Consider the following 22934-nt stretch of genomic DNA (forward strand, 5'->3'; position numbering starts at 1 on the left):
CTTTTGAAAATTTATTTTAGAATTTTCAGGGTTGTTTTACTGTTCAATTATCAAGGTTCAAGGTCTTTGTCCGACCTTTGTAACTAACAACTTGTTGTTAGTTTTACTGACTTGCTGTTTGCGTCAGCGATATATATCTTATCACTTTGTTTTCAGCTTGTCAAGAACTTTTTTTATTTTATTTTTTGAAGCTTTTCAAAAAATAAAACTCGGAAATCTTTGAATTTTCCCTGCTTTCGCATCTTATAAGAAAACCTTTGCTTTCAAGCTTCATTCTCTCACCGATTTGTGCGACAGCGATATTTATCTTACAACATCTTTTCGACATTGTCAAGAACTTTTTTCAATCTTTTGTATCTCGTCTCACGACCGTCCAATAAATTGAATTTTAGTGGAATCAACCACAACGGAGAAAGAGGGATTTGAACCCTCGCGCCGCGTGAACGACCTACACCCTTAGCAGGGGCGCCTCTTCAGCCTCTTGAGTATTTCTCCATTCAGCAAATTTCTGCTGAGCAAGACTTAGTATATCAACTTTGTTCTATCTTGTCAATCATTTTTTTCATTTTTTTGATATTTTTTTATTTTTCAGGTATTTTATCGATATTTTTCCGTATTACAATAACAATTAGTTGGGGTCAGAATACCTTTTGACCCCAACATCTTATTATTTATCTATGTCATACATGTTATTTTCCTGATTGTCTATTACAACTATTGTAGGAAGATTTTCTACCTCTAATTTTCTTATTGCCTCTGTTCCTAAATCATCATAAGCTATTACCTCTGCCTTTTTAATGCATTTTGATAATAATGCTCCTGCCCCGCCTATTGCTGCAAAGTATACTGCATTATTTTTATGCATTGATTTTATAACTTCATTTGAACGCTTTCCTTTGCCTATCATTCCTTTTAAACCGTGTTCAAGCAGTAATGGTGTATATTTGTCCATTCGGCTGCTCGTTGTCGGTCCTGCTGACCCTATTACCTGTCCTTCTCTCGCCGGAGACGGGCCAAGATAATAGATTATATTATTCTTCAACTCAAATGGTATACTTTCGCCGTTATTTATCGCCTCATACATTCTTTTATGTGCTGCATCCCTTGCAGTATATATTGTTCCAGTTATATATACATAGTCTCCTGCCTTTAATGAATTTACTACTTCATCATCTATTGGTGCTTTTATATATTTGTCCATTATATGCCTCTTTTCTTTTTACATTCCTTTTATACTTTAATACTTTGATGTTGTGGGCTAAAGTTATTTTGCCTAATGCTATGGATTGCTATATTGCTCTCTTCTTTTGACCCTTGCATCATACTATATCACTCTTTTTTTATGACGGTTTACATGGCAGCACATGTTTACTGCTACCGGAAGTCCTGCTATATGTGTTGGATATGTCTCAATATTTACGCCAAGTGCAGTCACCTTTCCGCCAAGTCCTCCCGGTCCGATGTTAAGTTTATTTATTTCGTTTAAAAGTTCTTTTTCAAGTTCTGCCACATATTCAATGCTGTTTTCACTGTCAATGTCTCTCGTAAGTGCTTTTTTTGCAAGCAGAGCGCATTTTTCAAATGTTCCCCCTACACCAACTCCAACTACTACCGGAGGACATGCATTTGGACCTGCAAGCTTTACAGTCTCAATTACGGCATTTTTTACACCCTCAATTCCATCAGCTGGTTTGAGCATGCATACTCTGCTCATGTTTTCACTTCCAAATCCTTTTGGTGCTACTGTAATTTCAATTTTATCTCCCGGAATTATCTCATAGTGTATCACAGCAGGTGTATTGTCCTTTGTATTTTCCCTAATGATCGGGTCTTTTACAACTGATTTTCTTAAATATCCCTCTATGTATCCCTCTCTTACACCCTGATTTATTGCATCCTCAAGATTTCCTCCTGTTATATGTACATCCTGTCCGATTTTTATAAATATTACTGCCATTCCTGTGTCCTGACATATTGGAATGTTATCACTATCTGCTATATTCATATTTTCTTCAAGCTGATTTAATATTTTTTTACCGATTTCAGATTCTTCAACTGCTGCCGAATTTATTATTTTATTTTTTACATCATCTGACAATGTATAGTTCGCCTCTATACACATTTCTTTGATATTCTTTGTTATTTCCTCTGTTGAAACTTCTCTCATTTTATCCCTCTTTCTTAAATATATTTGTACTTCAATATAGCCCGGTCATTTTCAACCGGGCTAATAATTTTATTATTTTATTTCATCTTCCTCGATAAGACCATTCTCAACTTCTTCAGGAATAGTTTCTCTGACACGAGTCATACTTGCTACTATAACTTCTTTATTTTCCGAATCCATCTCAATCATCTTTACACCCGATGTAATACGTCCAAGAACTGATACTTCGTTTACCATAAGCTGTATGATTATACCCTCTGTATTTATAATCATAACTTCAGTATCTTCATTTACAGCCTTTGCAGCTACTACATTACCTGTTTTCTCGGTAATCTTATAACATTTTATTCCTTTTCCGCCACGATGCTGTACGGTAAATTCTTCAATTGCCGTTCTTTTACCCATACCATACTCAGATACGATAAGCAGATGCTCTCCCTGGGTATTTAACTGCATTGCAACAACTTCATCGTCATATGAAAGATTCATACCGATAACACCCATAGATACTCTTCCTGTTGTTCTTACATCATTTTCATTAAATCTGATACACTGACCGTGTTTTGTTACAAGGAATATATCTTTTGTATTGTCTGTAACCTTAACTTCTATCAAATCATCATCATCTCTGAGATTTATTGCCTGAAGACCTGATTTTCTGATATTGGCATATTCCATGATTGAAGTTTTCTTTACGATACCTTTCTTTGTTGCCATAAAGAGATACTTGTTTTCATCGTAATCACGTAGTGTAATAACCGCTGTTATTCTTTCATCCGGCATAAGCTGTATGAGATTTATTATCGCTGTTCCTCTCGCTGTACGTCCACATTCAGGTATCTGATATACCTTGAGCCTGTACATTCTTCCCTTGTTTGTAAAGAACATAATATAGTGGTGTGTAGTCGTCATAAGCATGTTTTCAATATAGTCATCATCTATTGTCTGCATGCCTTTTATGCCTTTACCGCCACGATGCTGGCTCTTAAAGTTGTCTACGGACATACGCTTGATGTAACCAAGTTTTGTCATTGTGATAACCGTATTTTCGTTTGGAATAAGGTCCTCCATTGACAAATCAAACTCATCATATCCTATAGATGTTCTTCTGTCATCACCATATTTATCGCGGATTTCGATAATCTCTTTTTTAACAACTCCAAGTAATACCTTACGGTCTGCAAGGATTGCTCTATATTCTTCAATTACTTTTTTTAACTCGGCATATTCGTTCTCGAGCTTTTCTCTCTCCAAACCTGTGAGTGAACGGAGACGCATTTCAACAATTGAATTTGCCTGCTGTTCACTCAGAGAAAATCTCTCCATAAGTTTTTCTTTAGCTTCTGCTGCCGTTTTTGACGATCTTATAAGCTGAATTACCTCATCTATGTTATCAAGAGCAATAAGTAATCCCTCTACAATGTGAGCTCTCTCCTCAGCCTTGTTTAAGTCGTACTGTGTCCTTCTTGTAACGACCTCTTCCTGATGTTTCAGATAATACTGAAGCATCTGTAAAAGGTTCATGACAACAGGCTCATTATTTACAAGTGCAAGCATAATTACACCGAAAGTGTCCTGAAGCTGAGTATGTTTATATAACTGGTTAAGCACTATGTTTGGATTGACATCTCGTCTTAACTCAATACAGATACGCATACCTTCTCTGCTTGTCTCATCTCTGAGGTCTGTTATTCCATCAACCCTTTTATCTCTGTGAAGTTCGGATATTTTTTCTATAAGCTTAGCTTTGTTTACCATGTATGGAAGTTCAGTTACAACAATCCTGTTTTTACCGTTTTCCATAGACTCTATATTTGATACGGCACGAACTCTTATCTTTCCTCTTCCTGTTCTGTAAGCCTGCTCTATCCCGTTTGTACCAAGAATTTCCGCACCTGTAGGAAAATCAGGTCCCTTAATTATTTTTAATAATTCTTCAATCTCTGTTTCTTTGTCAATCTCATAATTATCGATTATTTTTACGACGCCATTAATAACCTCACGAAGGTTGTGAGGCGGTATATTTGTTGCCATACCTACAGCTATACCCGATGTTCCGTTTACAAGAAGATTTGGAAATCTTGAAGGGAGTACAACCGGCTCTTTTTCAGTCTCATCAAAGTTTGGTATAAAGTCAACGGTATCCTTCTTTATGTCTCGAAGCATCTCCATTGAAATTTTGCTGAGTCTTGCCTCTGTATAACGCATGGCTGCTGCCCCGTCACCATCGACAGAACCAAAGTTTCCGTGTCCGTCAACAAGCGGATATCTTGTAGACCAGTCCTGTGCAAGATTTACAAGAGCTCCGTAAATAGAACTGTCACCGTGTGGATGGTATTTACCCATTGTATCACCAACGATACGTGCACATTTACGATGTGGCTTATCTGGTCCGTTATTTAATTCTATCATGGCATACATAATACGCCTCTGAACCGGCTTTAGACCGTCCCTGACATCAGGTAATGCTCTTGCGGCTATTACTGACATAGCGTAATCTATGTATGAGGTCTCCATGGTCTTTTTAAGGTCAACTTCATTAATCTTATCAAAGATATTCTCGTCCATTTTCATCCTCATTTCTGCATTTTGCTAATTTTCATACTAATCAATTATGCCTTTCACAAGTCCTTACTTGTATGGGCTTGTGAAAAATTTTGCATATATGGATTTTTCACACTATATATCTAAGTTTCTTACATACTTTGCATTTTCCTCAATAAATTGACGACGTGGCTCAACTTTGTCACCCATCAATGTATTAAATACAACATTCATTTCTGCCTCAGAATCATTATCCATGTTTACACGAAGAAGTATTCTCTTCTCAGGGTCCATTGTCGTATCCCAAAGCTGTTCTGCATCCATTTCACCAAGACCTTTATAACGCTGTATCTTATTATTGCTGTCTCTGCCGATTTCGGCAAGAATCTGTGCAAGCTCATTATCATCATAAGCATATCTTACAACCTTATTTCTTTCTACTTTGTAGAGAGGCGGCTGCGCAAGATAAACATGTCCCTGCTTAATAAGTTCAGGCATAAATCTGTAAAGGAATGTAAGCATAAGCGTAGCAATATGTGCACCATCTACATCGGCATCTGTCATTATTACTATCTTGTTGTATCTGAGTTTTGTTATGTCAAAATCTTCACCAATGCCTGTACCAAATGCCGTTATCATTGCCTTGATTTCGTTGTTTACAAGAATTTTATCAAGTCTTGACTTCTCAACATTTAATATTTTACCACGAAGCGGAAGTATAGCCTGCGTTGCTCTGTTTCTTGCAGTCTTTGCACTTCCTCCGGCTGAATCTCCCTCAACTATATAAATCTCACAATTCTTTGGGTCTTTGTCGCTGCAGTCTGCAAGTTTTCCCGGAAGACTTGTACTTTCAAGTGCTGTCTTTCTTCTTGTCAAATCTCTTGCTTTTCTCGCAGCATCTCTTGCTCTCTGCGCAAGAATAGCCTTGTCACAAATAATTTTCGCAACCTGCGGATTTTGTTCAAGGAAATATGTGAGCTGTTCGGTCATTACACTCTCAACAGCACCTCTCGCCTCACTGTTACCAAGTTTTTGTTTAGTCTGACCTTCAAACTGAGGTTCAGAAATTTTAATGCTTACTATAGCAGCAAGCCCCTCTCTTATATCCTCACCGGCAAGATTAGGCTCACTGTCTTTAAGCAGTTTATTTGACCTTGCATAATCATTAAAACACTTTGTAAGTGCATTTCTAAAACCTGTAAGATGTGTTCCACCCTCAGGAGTTGTAATATTATTTACAAAACTGTATGTACTCTCGGTATAAGAATCATTGTGCTGCATTGCAACCTCAACATAAATATTATTCTTAGTACCCTCACAGTAAATTACATCATCATAAAGCGGAGTCTGGCTTTTATTTAAATAGTCGACATACTCCTTAATACCGCCTTCATAGTGAAATGCTCTTATTTTTGGCTCTTCAAGTCTTTTATCTATAAGTGTTATCTTTATTCCCTTTGTCAAAAATGCCATCTCACGAAGTCTCTGTCTGAGTGTGTCAAAGTCAAAAACTGTTTCCTCAAAAATTTCTTTGTCAGGTAAAAATACAACCTGCGTTCCTCTTTTGTTTGTATCACCTACAACTTTTAGAGGATACATAACTTTTCCACGCTCATATCTTTGTCTGTACATCTTTCCGTCTTTGTTTATTGTAACTTCAAGCCACTCTGACAAAGCATTTACAACAGATGCACCTACACCGTGAAGTCCTCCGGATACTTTATATCCGCCTCCGCCAAACTTTCCTCCGGCATGAAGGATTGTAAATACAACTTCTACTGCCGGTAAACCTGCTTTTTTATTTATTCCCACAGGTATTCCTCGACCGTTGTCCTTTACACAGATGGAATTGTCCTCATTGATTGATACCTCAATCTCAGTACAATATCCTGCCAGTGCCTCATCAACTGAGTTGTCTACTATCTCGTAAACCAGATGATGAAGTCCTCTTACAGATGTACTTCCAATGTACATACCCGGTCTTTTACGCACAGCCTCAAGTCCCTCTAATATCTGAATCTGGTCTGCACCGTATTCACCATTCACTTCTGTTCCCATCTCTTCCTCCATTTCCTGCTAACTGCATTGTCTTTATATACTCTCCACTTTACTTTTCTATCTGTACTGTACCATTTGTTACCTTGAAAATTCTGTCTAAAGCAAGACTTTTATCAATGAATTCTTCAAGTCCGGTACAGGTTACTATTGTCTGTATATCGCTTATACTTTCAAGCAAAAAATTCTGTCTGTTTCTGTCAAGTTCCGATAATACATCGTCAAGCAATAATACCGGTGTATCACCTATTATTTTTTTTACAAGTTCTATCTCTGCAAGTTTTAAGGAAAGAGCACATGTTCTCTGCTGCCCCTGTGAACCATACCTGCGTATATCTATATCATCATTGATAAAACAAATGTCATCTCTGTGCGGCCCGACACCCGTATTACAAAAATGCATATCCTTTTCTCGGTTCTCTTTTAATTTTCTTGAAAAGTCCTCAACCAAAATATCAGGTTCATAAAAAACTTTAACATGTTCTCTTCCGCCGGTCAGCTTAATGTTATTTTCAGTTACAATTTCTGAAAGCATTTCTAAAAATTTGGTGCGACTTTTAATTATTTTGGTACCGTATAGAACAAGCTGTTCATCCCATATATCAAGTGTATCTATAAGTGACGGCTTATACGCTATCTGCTTTAAAAGCTTATTTCTCTGCTGAAGTACTTTATTGTACTCGCCCAAATCATAAAGATAGACATTGTCAAGCTGCGATAACTCTAAATTGACAAATCTTCTTCTCTCAGATGGACCGTTTTTTATAATTCTTAAATCCTCCGGAGAAAAGAAAATAATATTTACCATGCCAAGCAATTCACTTGAACGCCTTATAGGTATTCCATCAATTGCAATGCCCTTTGCCTTGTTCTTTCTCAGATGCATATCTATTCGATGAGATATTCCACGTTTATTGATAAACATTCGTATATGGGCTTCATCACAGCCTATCTTTATAAGTTCCCTGTCATTGCTGCCCTTATGTGATTTCGTAGTTCCTGCAACAAAAATGGATTCTAAGATATTTGTCTTTCCCTGAGCATTATCACCATAGAGAATATTCGTATGCTCATGAAAATCAAGTCTGGCAGAATTATAATTTCTAAAATTTCCAACCTCTATAGAATCAATTTTCATAATGCCCTCACTTTACTCTCCAATAACAGTCACTTGCTTTCCATCGTACTCAAATACATCCTGAGGATAAAGTTTTCTTCCTCTTCTGGTATCAACTTCACCATTAACCTTAACTTCACCGTTCTGCACTACCACTTTAGCTTCAACTCCTGAAGAAACAAGATTTGCAAGTTTGAGTGCCTGGCCAAGTTTTATAAATTCATCACTAATCTGTATTGCTTCCATCACAACCTCCAATCATTTTAATTAAAATTAACCGGTAAAATCAGATAAATATAACTTTCATCCTTATCCCTTATAAAACAAGGAGCCTTAGGATTTATCATGTAAAGAGTAATCTCTTCATCATCAATAACCCTCAACGCATCCATAAGAAAACGTGGATTAAACCCTATAAGTATATCCTTACCTTCCCTAACGGCATCCATTTCCTCATACATGGAACCAATTGATGAATTCATGGCAAATCCAATACTATTGTCTTTAATATCAATAATAACAGGTTTCTTTTCAGACTCTTTTACCAAAAGTGTAGTTCTGTCAATACTGTCAAGCATGTCTTTTTTATTTACTGTAATCTTTGTTTCGTAATCACTTGATAACATTTTATCAATTTTATAGTATTCTCCTTCTATAAGTCTTGATAAAACAATTGTATTATCAAATTCAAAAAGAATATGCTTTTCAGTAAAGTAAATCTTAACTTCATCATCAATTCCACCATTAAGAATTTTATTTATTTCAATCAGTGTTTTGCCCGGAATTATAACGCTGATATTATCGTAGTTATTTTTAAGTTCAACTTTTCTTATAGATATTCTATGTCCATCGAGTGAAACGACTTTGAGTGTTGAATTATTAATTTCAAATAATTCACCCGTCATAACCTTAGCATTTTCATTGTCAGAAATGCTGAATACCGTCTGTCTGATAATATCTTTAAGTGTAAATTGAGATATTTCAACATATTTATCTTTGACAATCTGTGGTAAATATGGAAATTCATCTGTAGGTTTTGCAGAAATGTTAAATTTTGCTTTTCCACATTTAATATTAAGCTGATAAGCTTCATCAACATTAATTTCTACCTGTTCTGAAGGTAACTTACGGATAATATCGGAAAATACCTTTGCACTTATAGCAACACAGCCTTCTTCAACAATCTCACCTTCAATAACAGTCTCAATACCGATTTCAAGATCATTGGCAATTAATTTTATAGTATTATTATCAGCTTCAATAACAAGACATTCTAATATAGCCATTGTTGATTTACCGGGAATAGCTTTTAATACAATATTAATACCTTCAAGTAACTTATTCTTATCACAAATGATGTTCATTGTGTATAACTCCCTTCAAAGTGTTATTGGCGAAAAAAATATAAAATAATATTAAGGATTTCAGCAGTAGCAGTAGTAGGGGGTGTTGATAAGTTGAAAAGTACCTCCAGCCACTGTGAACACTGAATTTGTTGATATGGATAACTATCTTAACAAAATATGAATTAATGTTGAAAACTCATATTTTATCCACAAACCAAAAATTAAAAACAGCAAAATTGTTGAACTGTATCAACAGAAAATGTCGATATGTCAATTCTATTTTAACAATAGTGCCACTGATTTCATGTATATAAACTTTAATTCATTAAAAATAGTTATTGAGGGTCTATCTTCTTATTAAGAACATCCAAAGTTTTAATAAGCTCCTCATTATTATCAGGGTCATTTAATTTTTTTTCTATTATCTCAATACCGTGTAATATGGTTGAGTGATGTCTGTTTCCAAGTTTGTTGCCTATCTCAGCAAGCGGACTGCTGGTAAGTTGACGGCATAAATACATACATATATGACGTGGAAAGGCAATATTGGAGTTACGTTTTGTAGACATGAGGTCTTTTACCGTAATTCCAAAGTGGTCGGCAACAGTCTCGGTAATGTAATCTATAGTAATCTGCCGCTTCATATTAGGATTTATCATGTCTGACAGGGCTTCTTTAGCAAGCTCCATCGTTACCTCTTTGCCGCATAAATTTGAAAATGATATAACTTTATTTATTGCTCCCTGTAACTCTCTTATATTAGAAACAATATTAGAAGCAATATAATCAAGTATAGAATCATCTATGGCAATGTTTTCTTCTATAACTTTCTTGCGCAAGATGGCCATTCGTGTTTCGTAGGTTGGCGTCTTGATGTCTACAGTAAGTCCCATCTCAAAGCGTGAGCGGAGACGTTCCTCAAGTGTTGTCATGGTAGACGGATGTTTATCACTGGAGATAATAATCTGTTTGCCCTGCTGATGCAGGTGGTTAAATGTATGGAAAAATTCAAGCTGCGTTGCTTCCTTACCTTCAATAAACTGAATATCATCTATAAGAAGGACATCCACTGTTCTATATTTATTTCTGAAGTCCTGACGGGCAGTAGAATGTTCATTTTTGCTGTCACGGACTGCGTCTACGATTTCATTGGTAAAAGTCTCACTTGTAACATAAACGACTTTTTTAGATTTATCATGCTCCAAAATGTAGTTTGCAATTGCATGCATCAGATGCGTCTTTCCAAGACCTGCACCTCCATATATAAAAAGAGGATTGTAAGTGTCACCGGGTTCTTCTGCAACCTTTAAAGATGCAGCATGGGCATAATCATTATTGTCTCCGACAATAAATGTATCAAATGTATAGTTAGGGTTTATAGAAGGGTTTAATCTGACCTTCTTTTCTTCTTTTTCAGGAACATTGTTTGAGCTTTTAGCGTCAAGTTCAGTTAAAGAAATGTAGGTAAGGTCATAATGAATATTGGTTACCTCTTCGATGGCAACAGAAAGAAAAGTATTGTATTTTTGCTCAATAAATTGTTTGCTGTTACTTCCGATGCTTGTATCATCTATAAGAACTGTAATAAGGTTATTTTCAACTCCGTATAAACTTAATTTCTTGATAAAAGTACGAAAAGATACATCTGAAATGTCAAAATCAATTTTCATACGCTCAAGAATGTCATCCCATCTTTCATAAAGCTCATTTTCCAAGATTTTGTACCTCATTTCTTTAAAATTTCACAAATGTGCATAACCTAATAAATTAAAACAAAGAAAAATAGGCGCTATTAACACATCATACATACTCATTTTATCTCAAAAACAGTTAAAATACAAGTTTTTATCAACAAAAGTGAGGATATGTTAATAAAAGCTGTGTATAAGTTGTTTATAATGTTAATAATAAAGATAAAACTGAAAAATTAAGGTTGTTAACAGTTATCCACACTATATGAACAAAAATTGTGCATAACTTGTTAGTTGTTAATAAACATTGAAAAATGCCTAAAATCAGCAAAAAAGTGGATAATGTTAATAACTTTGTTGATAACTGTTGAAAGTACATAGTAAAAAGTCGAAGTTATCAACATTTTGTGCACAATTTGTTCATAACTTCAGGGCAAACATATATTTTGTTAACAATCAGACATATAGTGTTTACGGTACTTCATGATATATAAACGCTAATGTTAATGATGTTGATTTTTTATGTGGAAATTTATATCATAATTGTTGAACTGAAAAAGTTTCTTCCTATTATATATGTGTTAATTTACATAAACATATCTACAATTTTTGAGATTAACAGTTTCCACTTGTGCATAATAATGTTGAAAAACTGTTAAAGTATGTTAATAATGATGTTGAAAATCATATTACATTATCAATTGTTATCAATTCATAAAAAACAATTAAAATCCACTAAAATCAAGATTTTTACTTGACGAAATTGACTTTTGCTAATATAATATGTGATATGCGTGATTATATGCGTAGAAGTAGAAATTAAAGGAGGTGTTTTGTAATGAAGATGACATTTCAGCCAAAGAAAAGATCAAGATCAAAGGTTCATGGTTTTAGAAAAAGAATGCAGACAGCTAATGGAAGAAAAGTATTAGCAAGCAGAAGAGCAAAAGGAAGACATAAGTTATCCGCATAGGTCGCATTTATGTGACCTTTTCTTCTATTATAAAGATTTGCCTTTGTAGAGGGAAAAGTTGTGTTTATATCTATTTCGAAGAATTTTGAATTTTTAAATGTATATCATCATGGGAAATCCTATGCCAACAGATACTTAGTTATGTATTTATTGAAGAATGGCAGCAGTGAAAACAGATATGGAATAACAGTCAGTAAAAAAGTTGGAAATAGTGTTGTCAGGCATAGGGTTACCAGATTGATAAGAGAGAGTATCAGGTTAAATGAAGAAAAGTTTGCCAGGGGTTATGACATTGTTATAATTGCTAGGAATACAGCTAAAGGTAAAAAGTATAGTGATATTTCCGGTGCATTCTTGCATTTAGGTAAGATGCATGGGATTTTAAGAGATAATTAGTTATGAAATCGATACTTATATTTGTTATAAAAATATATCGTAAATATATATCTCCCTTGAAAGGAAGACCGGCGTGTATATATACACCTACTTGTTCTAAATACGCTATAGAAGCGCTTGAAAAGTATGGTTTTTTTAAAGGGAGTTTTTTGGCTGTAAAAAGAATTTTGAGGTGTCATCCTTTTGCGAAGGGAGGGTACGATCCGGTTCCTTGATTTCCCTTTGACTTGGCACAGGAGGACTTATAGTTTATGAATGTAATTTTAACAACTTACCAGGGTGCTATTTTGGGACCTATTGCGAGAGTTTTGGGTTATATTTTACAGGCGTTGTATGCTTTATTGGCGAATTTCGGTATTGAAAATACGGGAATTTGTATGATTTTATTTACATTTTTAGTAAATGGCTTGATGATGCCTATGCAAATCAAACAGCAGAAATTTTCTAAAATGTCGATGATAATGAATCCTGAAATTCAGGCGATTCAGAAGAAATATAAAAATAAGAAAGATCAGGCATCACAGCAAAAGATGTCTTTGGAAACACAGGCAGTGTATCAGAAATATGGAGTTAGTCCGGCAAGCGGATGTCTACCTATGTTGATTACATTTCCTATATTATTGGCATTGTATCGTGTGATTTACAATATTCCAGCTTATGTTCCACAGGTTTATGATATTTATAGTGGAATTGCAGAGCAGGTTAAAAGTGCAGGAATAAGTGTTGAACAGCTTTCAAAGATGGTTTCATCCAGCACCTATGTTGTCACAAATGCCGTGTCAGCAGCAAAAAAGAGCGATAATATAAGCTATTTTGTAGATGTTTTAGGTCAGTTTAATACAAGTGCGTGGACGCAGCTTGCAGCAAAGTGTCCGGATTTAAAAACAGCTATTATGGAAGTGGCAGATAAATCTAAGCATATCAACACATTTTTAGGATTGAATATAGCAGATACACCGGGAATAAAGAGTGTTAGTATTATTATACCAATATTATCTGTTATCACACAGATGCTTAGTACAAAGATTAGTATGGCAGGAACACAGCAGCAGGATGCATCAGACAATCCGACTGCACAGTCTATGAAGACAATGAATAATGTTATGCCGTTTATTACAGGTTTGATGTGTTTTATGTTCCCTATAGGTGTTGGTATATACTGGGTTGCAGGTAATGTTTTCCGTATATTCCAGGGAATTGGAATAAATGTTTATTTCTCCAAAATTGACATGGATGCGGAGATGGCAAAGAATGCTGAGAAAAACAAAAAGCGTATGGAAAAAATGGGTATTGATCCTAATTCTACAATGCAGGATATTGCAAAACAGAGGACAAGCTCAATAAATAATACAAAAACTCAGAAAACAAATAAGAACAGCGGAATAAATAAAAATGCAAAGGTGGTCAGCACAAAAGAATCACCTAACAATGGCGGAAATAAAAATTATAAAAAAGGTAGTATAGCTGCATATGCAAATATGCTGGCTCGTGATGATAATAATACGGGTAAAAAATAATAGCTGAATTTGCATTTGCCGTTATGGAAACGGAGGAGAATATGTCAGATTGGAGAGAATTTTCAGCAAAGACTGTCGATGATGCTATAACAAATGCGTTAGTTGAATTACAGACAACAAGTGATAAGATTGAGTATGAAGTTGTTGAAGAAGGAAGTTCAGGTATACTTGGATTATTTAGTAAACAGGCTGTAATACGTGTCAGAAAAAAAGATGACATACAGGAAAATGCGGTTGAGTTTTTAAGTGATGTATTTAAAGCGATGGAAATGAATGTTGATATCGAAATTGAGTACAATGATGTTGAGAAGCAGATGAATATAGAGCTTTCAGGTGATGAAATGGGAATGCTCATCGGTAAGAGAGGTGTAACTCTTGATTCGCTTCAATATCTCGTAAGTCTTGTTATAAATAAAAAAACAGAGGATTATGTGAAGGTTAAAATAGATACAGAGAATTATCGTGAGAGACGAAAAGAAACATTAGAAAATCTTGCGAGAAATCTTGCACATAAGGTTAAAAGAATTCACAAGAGTGTTGTTCTTGAGCCTATGAATCCTTATGAGAGACGTGTTATTCACTCTACACTTCAGAATGATAAATATGTTGAGACTCACAGTGAGGGTGAAGAGCCATACAGAAAAGTTGTTATTTCTTTGAAGCCTGGTTTTGAGAAAGATTACGAAAAGAAGAAAAAGTATGGTTATGGTAATAAATCAAGATATCGAAACAACGGTGGTTATAAGAAATACAATAATTCATACAGAAAGAATTACAACAGAGACAATCAGAATGCAGAGACGGTTTCTGTTGATGAAGAAAAAGTAACAGATAGCGAATAAAAGGAAAGGGGCTGGTTTTGTCAGTCCCTTTTCTGGTATAAAACAGGCGTGTTCTGGTATATTGGAGGATTTGATGTATACAAAAACTATTGCGAGTATAGCAAGTGGAATGGGCGGCGGAATAGGCGTAATAAGAATAAGTGGTGATGATGCTCTTACTGTAGCCGGAAAAATATTTAGAAAAAGAAGCCAGATTGATTTGACTTCAGAATGTGAAAAAGACGGCATTCAATACGATGATAAATATTTTTGGAAAAAAGAATCACATACAATACATTATGGTTTTATAGTTGATAACGGAAAAGTGATTGATGAAGTTATGGTTTTACTCATGAAAAAACCTAACAGTTATACCAGAGAAGATGTTGTTGAAATAGATTCTCACGGAGGCCCGTTTATTGTCAAAAAAATTTTGGAAACAGTATTAAAAAACGGAGCTGTCTTGGCGGAGCCGGGAGAGTTTACGAAAAGAGCTTTTTTGAATGGAAGAATAGACCTTGCACAGGCAGAAGCCGTTATGAAACTTATATCTTCTGAAAATAATTATGCATTGGATAGTGCTTTAAGCCAGCTTGAGGGAAATCTTTCAAAATATATTGAAAATATAAGACAGGATATACTTCATGATACTGGATATATTGAAGCTGCACTTGATGACCCAGAACATTATGAACTTGGGGAGTTCAGATTTGAATTAAAAGATAGACTTCAAAATGACAGGGAAAAACTAAATGAACTTATTGAACATTTTGATGATGGCAGAATGAAATCTGAAGGTATAAATACGGTTATTGTCGGAAAACCGAATGCAGGTAAATCATCACTGATGAATCTTCTGCTTGATGAGGATAGAGCGATAGTAACAAATGTTGCAGGAACTACAAGGGATATTCTTGAAGAGAGAGTAAAACTTGGAGATGTGATATTAAATCTTGTTGACACTGCCGGTATACATGAAACAAATGATATAGTGGAAAATATAGGTGTAAACAAGGCAATTGAATATGCAGATAAGTGTGATTTTATAATTTATGTAGTAGATTCAAGCGAGAGACTTGATGATGCTGATTTCAAGATTATTGATATATTACAACAGAAAAAAGGTGTAATATTGATGAATAAATCTGATTTAAATCCTGTAATAACGGTTGAAGATATTCAAAAGAAATTAAATTGGGAATGCATAACATTTTCAAATGAAACAAAGCAGGGAATGAAAGAACTTGAAAACTATGTAAATAACTCATTCCTTGACGGAAATATTTCATTTAATAATCAGGTTTATCTGACGGGAATAAGACATAAAGAGGCTGTTATTTCTGCAATAGAAAGCATAAATGCCGTATTGCAGGCGATAGATGATGATATGCCGGAGGATTTTTATACTATTGATATGATGGATGCCTATAAGGAACTCGGGCTTATAAATGGGGAGACAGCGTCTGAAGATTTAGTTAATAAGATATTTAAAGAATTTTGTATGGGAAAATAGTGGATAATGGCATGAGTAGAAGTCTGCTTGTAAGAGTGCGAAGATAATGTAAAGAATAAAACATGATGGAGGTTGAGAAGATGTCATATACTTATGAAAGTTATGATGCGGTTGTAATAGGTGCTGGACATGCGGGATGTGAAGCTGCTTTAGCAACAGCAAGGCTTGGATTAAAAACGCTTATATTTACGGTGAGTGTGGATAGCATAGCTATGATGCCGTGTAATCCTAATGTCGGAGGAAGTTCAAAGGGACATCTTGTAAGAGAAATAGATGCTCTTGGCGGAGAGATGGGAAAAAATATTGACAGGACATTTATTCAGACAAAGATGTTAAATATGTCTAAAGGCCCGGCTGTTCATTCACTTAGGGCGCAAGCTGATAAAAAAAATTACAGCAATTCAATGAGGAATGTACTTGAAAATACGGATAACCTTACAATAAAACAGGGCGAAGTGGCAGAAGTGATTGTTGAGGACGGAAAAGTGACAGGAGTAAGAACAACGTCTGACGCAATTTACCCATGCAGCGTTGTAATTATGTGTACGGGAACATATTTAAAGGCGAGATGCATATATGGCGATGTAAGCCAGTATACAGGTCCTAACGGGCTTAGTGCAGCTAATTCTTTGAGTCAATCACTTTTAGACCTTGGAATAGAGCTTAGACGATTTAAAACGGGTACTCCGGCAAGAGTTGATAAAAGGACGATTGATTTTTCAAAGATGGAGGAGCAGAAAGGTGACGAAAAAATTGTTCCGTTTTCGTTTACAAATACGCCTGAAGAGTTGGAGAGAGAGCAGATATCATGCTGGCTTACATACACTAATGAAGAAACTCATAAAATTATCAGGGATAATATTGACAGGTCACCGATATACTCTGGAAATATAAAGGGGACAGGTCCAAGATATTGTCCTTCCATAGAAGATAAAGTAGTAAGATTTGCAGATAAAAAAAGACATCAGGTATTTTTGGAGCCGGAAGGATTATATACAAATGAAATGTATATAGGTGGAATGTCAAGTTCTCTGCCTGAGGATGTTCAATATAGAATGTATCATACAGTACCGGGACTTGAGCATGCAGCTATTGTAAGAAACGCATATGCAATTGAGTACGATTGTATAAATCCTACTCAGTTGAAATCTTCTCTGGAATTTAAAAATATATCGGGATTTTTCAGTGCAGGACAGGCGAACGGAAGTTCGGGATATGAAGAGGCGGCTGCGCAGGGAATTGTTGCCGGAATAAATGCGGCTATGAAGTTTTTGGGAAAAGATGCTCTTGTTTTAGACCGTTCACAGGCATATATAGGAGTTCTTATTGATGACCTTGTTACAAAGGGAACCAATGAACCTTACAGAATGATGACATCAAGAGCCGAGTACAGGTTGCTTTTGAGACAGGATAATGCAGATTTACGTCTTACAAAAATCGGTTATGACATTGGACTTATTGACAATGAACGTTATAAAAAACTGCTTGATAAAGAGAAGATGATTGATGCAGAAGTAGAACGAATGAAAAAGACAACTGTTGGGGCAAGAGCGGAAGTACAGGAATTGCTGGCTAGATATGAAAGTACTGCATTACAGTCAGGAACAACTTTAGCGGAATTGTTAAAAAGACCTGAGTTGTCATACGAGATAATTGGAAAAATCGATAAGGATAGACAAGAGCTGCCTGAGGATGTCAAAGAACAGGTAAATATTGAACTTAAATATGAGGGATATATAAAAAGACAGTTGAGACAGGTAGAGCAGTACAAAAAATTGGAAAACAAAAAAATTCCGGATGATATTGACTATGATGATGTTTATAGTTTGAGAAAGGAAGCTGTACAGAAATTGAAAGAATTAAGACCGGCATCAGTCGGACAGGCTTCAAGAATTTCGGGAGTTTCACCGGCAGATATTTCAGTATTGCTTATATATCTTGGCAAGTAATTAAAAATTGATTTTAATATTTTTAAATTTCCGTAGATTTTTGTACTAAGATATGAAAATATATTTATACATAAAAATATGAGAGGAAAATGTAAATATGAGTGATATGTTGAAAGGACTTTTGAAAGAAGGAGCCTCAGCCGCACAAGTTGAATTGACAGATGAACAGCTTGATAAATTTGAAAAATATTATGAATATCTGATAGAAAAAAATAAAGTTATGAATTTAACAGCAATCACTGATGAGAGAGAAGTAGTATATAAACATTTTGTAGACAGTATTGCTTTAATACCAAAGATGGATTTGGAAGAGAAAAAAATTATAGATGTTGGTACAGGGGCAGGATTTCCAGGAATACCTCTTGCGATTGTGCTTGACAATGCAGAATTTGTATTGATGGACTCTCTTAATAAAAGGATAAATTTTTTGAATGAAGTAACAAAAATGTGCGAATTGAAAAATGTATCTGCAATTCATGCAAGAGCGGAAGAACTTGGCAGAGATGTACAATATAGAGAAAAGTTTGATATTTGTGTTTCGAGAGCGGTCGCTAATATGTCAACATTACTTGAATATTGTATTCCTTTTGTTAAAGTTGGCGGCGTTTTTGTTTCTTATAAATCGGGAGATATAAAAGAAGAACTTGTGGCAGCAGATAATGCACAAAAGCAATTGTTTTGCAAGAATAAAGATGTGATTAAATTTAGTTTGCCTAATACAGATATAAATAGAAGTTTTGTTATATTTGAGAAGAAAAAAGAATTGAATAAAAAGTATCCGAGACAAGGCGGTAAACCTAAAAAAAATCCACTGTAATTTGTGATTTAGTAAAAAAGGCAATATATGTTGTTTCATTTTGCTCACTACTTACTTATACTACACAAAAGAACAAACAATATTCATCTTAAAAATATATGAATATTTAAAGTTGGCTGTAGAAGAATATTATTAAAAATGGTATAATGTTTCACGTGAAACATTATACCATTTTTTTGTGAAATATTTTAATTGTGAAATGTTTTAATAACAAATAATAAAAGGTAGAAAGAAGTAGATAAACAAATGAAAAAAATAATGCTTATTGTAAAGTATAAGGCTAAGCATGGGCTAAGAGAAAAGTTTGTAAATGATGTATTTGATTTGCACATAATTGATAAAATTAAATGTGAAGATGGATTTATATCATACAAATATTTTTATGATGCAAAAGAAGCAGATGATTTATTGCTTGTTGAAGAATGGGAATTTGAAGAAAAACAGCAAAATTATTTAAAAACAGAGCATATGAAAGAACTTAAGGAATTAAAAGATAAATATTTATTGGATACTAAAGTGACAAAAATTTATACATAAAAGATATATGGATAAAAGATTTAATAGATAAAAAGATTTAAATGTAAAAAGGATTTAAACATATAAAATCAAATAAAAGATGCCCGAGAAAAGTAGCAAAGAAATATCCTAAAAAAATAGTAATAAGATAACAGAAAAATTTATAAATAAAAAAATTGAAATTATATATAAAAATAATTTTACTTTCAATATGTGTATTATAAATGCAAAAAAGTATAAGATATGATAAAATAGTCATTGTCACATGAAAATAGTGTGTTCTAAATGCAAAAGCAGTTTATATCTAATAAAATGTTTCACGTGAAACATTTTGAATGGATGTTTACGATATATGTAAATATTAAGTAATATTAATATAATATATTTTAAGAGAAATGAGGTGGAAAAATGGGGAGAATAATTGCGATATCAAACCAAAAAGGTGGGGTAGGAAAAACAACAACCGCAATAAATCTTTCAGCATGTCTGGCTGAAAAAGGCAAAAAGGTGCTTACAATTGATATGGACCCTCAGGGAAATACTACAAGTGGGTTAGGAATTGACAAAAATGAAGTGGAAAATACAAGTTATGAGCTGCTTTTGGGTGAGGCGAAAATAGAAGAAACGATAACTAAATCTATCGTTGAAAATTTGGTTGTCATTCCTTCTGAAAGAGGATTGTCCGGCGCAGAAATTGAACTTATAGGAAAGGATGAAAGGGAGTATATCTTAAAAAAAGAGGTTGATAGAATACGAGATGATTATGATTTTATTATAATCGATTGTCCGCCTTCGTTAAATACATTGACAGTGAATGCAATGACTACGGCTGATTCTGTTATAGTACCGATACAATGTGAATATTATGCATTGGAAGGTCTCAGTGAACTTATGTATACAATTCAGCTTGTAAAGGAAAGACTAAACAATAATTTGGAAATAGAGGGTGTTGTATTTACAATGTATGATGCCAGAACTTGCTTATCATTACAGGTCGTGGAGAATGTAAAAGAAAATATAGATAAAAATATTTATAAATCTATAATTCCGAGAAATGTTAGATTGGCAGAAGCACCGAGTTATGGTCAGCCAATTAATATGTATTCTCCAAGGTCAGCAGGAGCAGAAGCATATAGGGCTTTAGCTGATGAAGTTATTGAAAGATAATTTGATAAATTAAAGATTAAGCATGATATGAAAGGAAACAAGTTATGGCAAAAAAAGGACTTGGAAAAGGTATTGATGTTCTTATACCTCAGGCGAAAGAAAAAACTAAGTCTGAAAAAGAAAATATAAGAACAAAAGAAGTTATAAAAGAAGTTGTCAAAGAAGTTATAAAAGAGGTTGACACAATAGATATAAACAGAATTGAGCCAAATAGAAATCAGCCACGAAAGAGTTTTGATGAAGATGCAATACACGAACTTGCTGAGTCGATTAAACAAAAGGGAATAATCCAGCCTCTTGTAGTGCAAAAATCAGAAAAAAATTTGTATACAATAATTGCAGGTGAGAGAAGATGGAGAGCGGCTAAAATTGCCGGTTTAAAGAAAATTCCTGTTGTAGTAAAAAATTATAGCAATCAGGAGATTATGGAAATTGCTCTTATTGAAAATATTCAGAGAGAGGACTTAAATCCGATTGAAGAAGCAGAAGCGTATGAGCAGCTTATAAAAGAATATAGTTTAAAACAGGATGAAGTTGCGGAAAAAGTGTCTAAAAGCAGAGTTGCTATCACAAATTCTCTCAGACTATTAAAGTTGGATGAGAGAGTAAGACAGATGGTGATTGAGGAAAAATTAAAAAGTGGACATGCAAGAACGCTTATTCCTATAGAAGATGGTGATTTGCAGTATGAAATCGCTCAAAAAATATTTGATGAAAAATTGAGCGTGAGAGAAACAGAAAAGCTTGTTAAGGGTATATTAAACGGAAATAAAAAGAAAAAAGAAAACAAAAAGCAGATTAGTCCTCAAGAAGAAATAATATATAAACGATATGAAGAGGATTTGAAAATGACTTTTGGAACAAAGGTTAATATTAACAGAAAGTCTAGAGATAAAGGAAGAATAGAAATAGAATACTATTCGCAGAGTGAATTTGAAAGAATACTTGAGTTGATAAACGGTATTAAGAATGAGAGCGAGGTTAATTAAAATGGATTTATTTAATGAGTTTGGAATTGATATTGGCTATGTAGTTATTGGTATGGCAGGGGTTATATTGTTACTTTTTCTTTTGCTTATAATTACAATGGCGAAAAACAGTAGTACAAGAAAAAAATATAAACAATTCATGGCAGGAGAGAATGGGAAAAATCTTGAAAAAGCAATCCTTGATAAATTTTCATCAGTCGATATACTTGAAACAGAGGTAGCTGAATTAAATAAAAGAGTAGATGATGTTTCTACAAGAATTGTTACCTGCTATCAAAAAATTGGTTTGGTTAAGTATGATGCGTTTAAAGAGATTGGCGGAAAATTAAGTTTTGTTCTTGTATTGCTCACAGATGAAAATAACGGATTTATAATAAATTCAATGCATAGTTCAAGAGAAGGCTGTTTTACATATGCAAAAGAAGTTGTAAACGGCGAGGCATTTGTTATATTGTCAGAAGAAGAACAGCAGGCATTGGATGAGGCAAAATCAAACACCGGACTTAAAAATTTCGGAAACATGGAATAGAAAATAAAAATAATGATGTAATAAAAAAGAGTACACAGTGATAAAACAAATGTGTACTCTTTTTTTGTATTTTAATCTGAGACAACGCTTCCATATAATGATTTTAATTCAGGTGGAATGGTATCTGATTTTTCTTTTGTTATGTGCGCAGGCAGGTCGTTTGTGACAAATGAACCGCCATTAAAGTCATCATGATAGTGCTTTACATCCTCATTGATTGAAAACATTTTTTGGTCAAGGAATGAGATTATATTTGCGCATTCTTTTAATTCTTCACGAATTCCATCAGGTGCTTTGCCGTCAAATTTATAATAAATTTTGTGTTCAAGACTAGCCCAAAAATCCATTGCAATAGTTCGAATTTGAATTTCAACTTTTGTGTCTATTTTATCATTTGAAAGAAAGATAGGAATAGACACTATCATATGATAACTTGTGTATCCGTTTGGCTTTGGATTGGCAATATAATCTTTTACACGAAGAACAGTAACATCACTTTGTTTGGCTATAGCATCGGCTATACGATAAATGTCAGATGTAAATGTACATATAATACGAACGCCGGCAACATCATTTATATATCTGATTATATTTTCTACAGTAAGTTCTCTGTTGTTAATCCGCATTTTTCTGGCAATACTGTCAGCTGATTTTATTCTCGAAGAGATATGTTCTATAGGATTGTATTGATGAGCAAGTTTAAATTCATTATTTAATATTTCGATTTTCGTGCAAATTTCTTTGAGTACGGCATCGTATAAAAGGAGTGCACGCTGCCATTCTTCTTCCTCATTATAGTAAATTGGTACTTCCATAAAAACCCCCCT

At 34.2% G+C, this 22934-nt stretch carries 21 protein-coding genes and 1 tRNA gene; 12 read left to right on the forward strand and 10 right to left on the reverse strand.

The features are described 5' to 3' along the window. Window positions 1-407 precede the first annotated feature (407 nt). The 9 genes from ACZLXV_RS05405 to dnaA form a co-directional block, all read right to left on the reverse strand. Window positions 408-495 (reverse strand) — tRNA-Ser (locus tag ACZLXV_RS05405). Between the two features lie 172 nt (window positions 496-667). After that, window positions 668-1201 carry a Fe-S-containing hydro-lyase gene (locus ACZLXV_RS05410; protein ID WP_022223803.1) on the reverse strand — a complete coding sequence of 178 codons (534 nt, stop codon included), beginning with the start codon at window positions 1199-1201 and terminating at the stop codon, window positions 668-670. 123 nt (window positions 1202-1324) lie between these two features. Next, window positions 1325-2167: a fumarate hydratase gene (locus ACZLXV_RS05415; RefSeq protein WP_482382748.1), complete on the reverse strand. Its 843-nt coding sequence runs from the start codon at window positions 2165-2167 to the stop codon at window positions 1325-1327. 72 nt (window positions 2168-2239) lie between these two features. After that, complete coding sequence (gyrA, locus tag ACZLXV_RS05420; protein WP_482382749.1) at window positions 2240-4735, reverse strand: DNA gyrase subunit A; 2496 nt, start codon at window positions 4733-4735, stop codon at window positions 2240-2242. Between the two features lie 111 nt (window positions 4736-4846). Next, a complete protein-coding gene (gene gyrB, locus ACZLXV_RS05425) occupies window positions 4847-6769 on the reverse strand; it encodes a DNA topoisomerase (ATP-hydrolyzing) subunit B (protein WP_022223800.1) in 1923 nt (640 codons plus the stop codon). A gap of 49 nt (window positions 6770-6818) precedes the next feature. Continuing rightward, window positions 6819-7904 (reverse strand): DNA replication/repair protein RecF, encoded by a 1086-nt coding sequence (recF, locus tag ACZLXV_RS05430; protein ID WP_367335342.1) that lies wholly within the window; start codon window positions 7902-7904, stop codon window positions 6819-6821. Window positions 7905-7916: 12 nt separating this feature from the next. Then, complete coding sequence (locus ACZLXV_RS05435; RefSeq protein ID WP_022223798.1) at window positions 7917-8129, reverse strand: RNA-binding S4 domain-containing protein; 213 nt, start codon at window positions 8127-8129, stop codon at window positions 7917-7919. 17 nt (window positions 8130-8146) lie between these two features. Beyond that, window positions 8147-9247: a DNA polymerase III subunit beta gene (gene dnaN / locus ACZLXV_RS05440; protein WP_482382750.1), complete on the reverse strand. Its 1101-nt coding sequence runs from the start codon at window positions 9245-9247 to the stop codon at window positions 8147-8149. Window positions 9248-9564: 317 nt separating this feature from the next. Next, window positions 9565-10944: a chromosomal replication initiator protein DnaA gene (gene dnaA, locus ACZLXV_RS05445; RefSeq protein WP_022223796.1), complete on the reverse strand. Its 1380-nt coding sequence runs from the start codon at window positions 10942-10944 to the stop codon at window positions 9565-9567. Window positions 10945-11758: 814 nt separating this feature from the next. Here dnaA and rpmH point away from each other — a divergent pair. From rpmH to ACZLXV_RS05505, 12 genes are all read left to right on the forward strand, one after another. Further along, on the forward strand, window positions 11759-11893 hold the full coding sequence (gene rpmH / locus ACZLXV_RS05450) for a 50S ribosomal protein L34 (RefSeq protein WP_022015501.1): 135 nt from the start codon (window positions 11759-11761) through the stop codon (window positions 11891-11893). A 60-nt stretch (window positions 11894-11953) separates the two neighbouring features. Beyond that, window positions 11954-12289: a ribonuclease P protein component gene (gene rnpA / locus ACZLXV_RS05455; protein WP_022223795.1), complete on the forward strand. Its 336-nt coding sequence runs from the start codon at window positions 11954-11956 to the stop codon at window positions 12287-12289. A 2-nt stretch (window positions 12290-12291) separates the two neighbouring features. Next, window positions 12292-12504 (forward strand): membrane protein insertion efficiency factor YidD, encoded by a 213-nt coding sequence (yidD, locus tag ACZLXV_RS05460; RefSeq protein WP_022223794.1) that lies wholly within the window; start codon window positions 12292-12294, stop codon window positions 12502-12504. Between the two features lie 36 nt (window positions 12505-12540). Continuing rightward, on the forward strand, window positions 12541-13806 hold the full coding sequence (locus ACZLXV_RS05465) for a YidC/Oxa1 family membrane protein insertase (RefSeq protein ID WP_022223793.1): 1266 nt from the start codon (window positions 12541-12543) through the stop codon (window positions 13804-13806). 41 nt (window positions 13807-13847) lie between these two features. Next, on the forward strand, window positions 13848-14648 hold the full coding sequence (gene jag / locus ACZLXV_RS05470; RefSeq protein ID WP_367335039.1) for an RNA-binding cell elongation regulator Jag/EloR: 801 nt from the start codon (window positions 13848-13850) through the stop codon (window positions 14646-14648). Window positions 14649-14721: 73 nt separating this feature from the next. Beyond that, window positions 14722-16140 (forward strand): tRNA uridine-5-carboxymethylaminomethyl(34) synthesis GTPase MnmE, encoded by a 1419-nt coding sequence (gene mnmE, locus ACZLXV_RS05475; RefSeq protein WP_482382751.1) that lies wholly within the window; start codon window positions 14722-14724, stop codon window positions 16138-16140. Window positions 16141-16220: 80 nt separating this feature from the next. Further along, window positions 16221-18089 (forward strand): tRNA uridine-5-carboxymethylaminomethyl(34) synthesis enzyme MnmG, encoded by a 1869-nt coding sequence (gene mnmG, locus ACZLXV_RS05480; RefSeq protein WP_482382752.1) that lies wholly within the window; start codon window positions 16221-16223, stop codon window positions 18087-18089. 97 nt (window positions 18090-18186) lie between these two features. Next, a complete protein-coding gene (gene rsmG / locus ACZLXV_RS05485) occupies window positions 18187-18906 on the forward strand; it encodes a 16S rRNA (guanine(527)-N(7))-methyltransferase RsmG (protein WP_482382753.1) in 720 nt (239 codons plus the stop codon). Between the two features lie 246 nt (window positions 18907-19152). Further along, a complete protein-coding gene (locus ACZLXV_RS05490) occupies window positions 19153-19443 on the forward strand; it encodes a putative quinol monooxygenase (protein WP_482382754.1) in 291 nt (96 codons plus the stop codon). Window positions 19444-19830: 387 nt separating this feature from the next. Next, window positions 19831-20589: a ParA family protein gene (locus ACZLXV_RS05495; protein ID WP_022223787.1), complete on the forward strand. Its 759-nt coding sequence runs from the start codon at window positions 19831-19833 to the stop codon at window positions 20587-20589. 44 nt (window positions 20590-20633) lie between these two features. After that, window positions 20634-21578: a ParB/RepB/Spo0J family partition protein gene (locus tag ACZLXV_RS05500; RefSeq protein ID WP_022223786.1), complete on the forward strand. Its 945-nt coding sequence runs from the start codon at window positions 20634-20636 to the stop codon at window positions 21576-21578. Window position 21579: 1 nt separating this feature from the next. Beyond that, window positions 21580-22107, forward strand: coding sequence for a DUF4446 family protein (locus ACZLXV_RS05505; RefSeq protein ID WP_022223785.1), 528 nt, complete (start codon window positions 21580-21582; stop codon window positions 22105-22107). A gap of 71 nt (window positions 22108-22178) precedes the next feature. Here ACZLXV_RS05505 and ACZLXV_RS05510 read toward each other — a convergent pair whose 3' ends face one another. After that, window positions 22179-22922 (reverse strand): GTP pyrophosphokinase, encoded by a 744-nt coding sequence (locus ACZLXV_RS05510; protein WP_022223784.1) that lies wholly within the window; start codon window positions 22920-22922, stop codon window positions 22179-22181. Window positions 22923-22934: the final 12 nt, after the last annotated feature.

The sequence above is a fragment of the Butyribacter sp. genome, assembly GCF_056818865.1.

Coding starts and splice junctions, on each gene's coding strand:
- ACZLXV_RS05510 (WP_022223784.1), bottom strand. CDS start 22,922: ATGGAAGTACCAATTTACTATAATGAGGAAGAAGAATGGCAGCGTGCA.
- ACZLXV_RS05435 (WP_022223798.1), bottom strand. CDS start 8,129: ATGGAAGCAATACAGATTAGTGATGAATTTATAAAACTTGGCCAGGCA.
- ACZLXV_RS05495 (WP_022223787.1), top strand. CDS start 19,831: ATGGGGAGAATAATTGCGATATCAAACCAAAAAGGTGGGGTAGGAAAA.
- ACZLXV_RS05465 (WP_022223793.1), top strand. CDS start 12,541: ATGAATGTAATTTTAACAACTTACCAGGGTGCTATTTTGGGACCTATT.
- ACZLXV_RS05505 (WP_022223785.1), top strand. CDS start 21,580: ATGGATTTATTTAATGAGTTTGGAATTGATATTGGCTATGTAGTTATT.
- recF (WP_367335342.1), bottom strand. CDS start 7,904: ATGAAAATTGATTCTATAGAGGTTGGAAATTTTAGAAATTATAATTCT.
- ACZLXV_RS05490 (WP_482382754.1), top strand. CDS start 19,153: ATGAAAAAAATAATGCTTATTGTAAAGTATAAGGCTAAGCATGGGCTA.
- gyrA (WP_482382749.1), bottom strand. CDS start 4,735: ATGGACGAGAATATCTTTGATAAGATTAATGAAGTTGACCTTAAAAAG.
- ACZLXV_RS05415 (WP_482382748.1), bottom strand. CDS start 2,167: ATGAGAGAAGTTTCAACAGAGGAAATAACAAAGAATATCAAAGAAATG.
- mnmE (WP_482382751.1), top strand. CDS start 14,722: ATGTATACAAAAACTATTGCGAGTATAGCAAGTGGAATGGGCGGCGGA.
- mnmG (WP_482382752.1), top strand. CDS start 16,221: ATGTCATATACTTATGAAAGTTATGATGCGGTTGTAATAGGTGCTGGA.
- ACZLXV_RS05410 (WP_022223803.1), bottom strand. CDS start 1,201: ATGGACAAATATATAAAAGCACCAATAGATGATGAAGTAGTAAATTCA.
- rsmG (WP_482382753.1), top strand. CDS start 18,187: ATGAGTGATATGTTGAAAGGACTTTTGAAAGAAGGAGCCTCAGCCGCA.
- yidD (WP_022223794.1), top strand. CDS start 12,292: ATGAAATCGATACTTATATTTGTTATAAAAATATATCGTAAATATATA.
- ACZLXV_RS05500 (WP_022223786.1), top strand. CDS start 20,634: ATGGCAAAAAAAGGACTTGGAAAAGGTATTGATGTTCTTATACCTCAG.
- gyrB (WP_022223800.1), bottom strand. CDS start 6,769: ATGGGAACAGAAGTGAATGGTGAATACGGTGCAGACCAGATTCAGATA.
- dnaN (WP_482382750.1), bottom strand. CDS start 9,247: ATGAACATCATTTGTGATAAGAATAAGTTACTTGAAGGTATTAATATT.
- rpmH (WP_022015501.1), top strand. CDS start 11,759: ATGAAGATGACATTTCAGCCAAAGAAAAGATCAAGATCAAAGGTTCAT.
- jag (WP_367335039.1), top strand. CDS start 13,848: ATGTCAGATTGGAGAGAATTTTCAGCAAAGACTGTCGATGATGCTATA.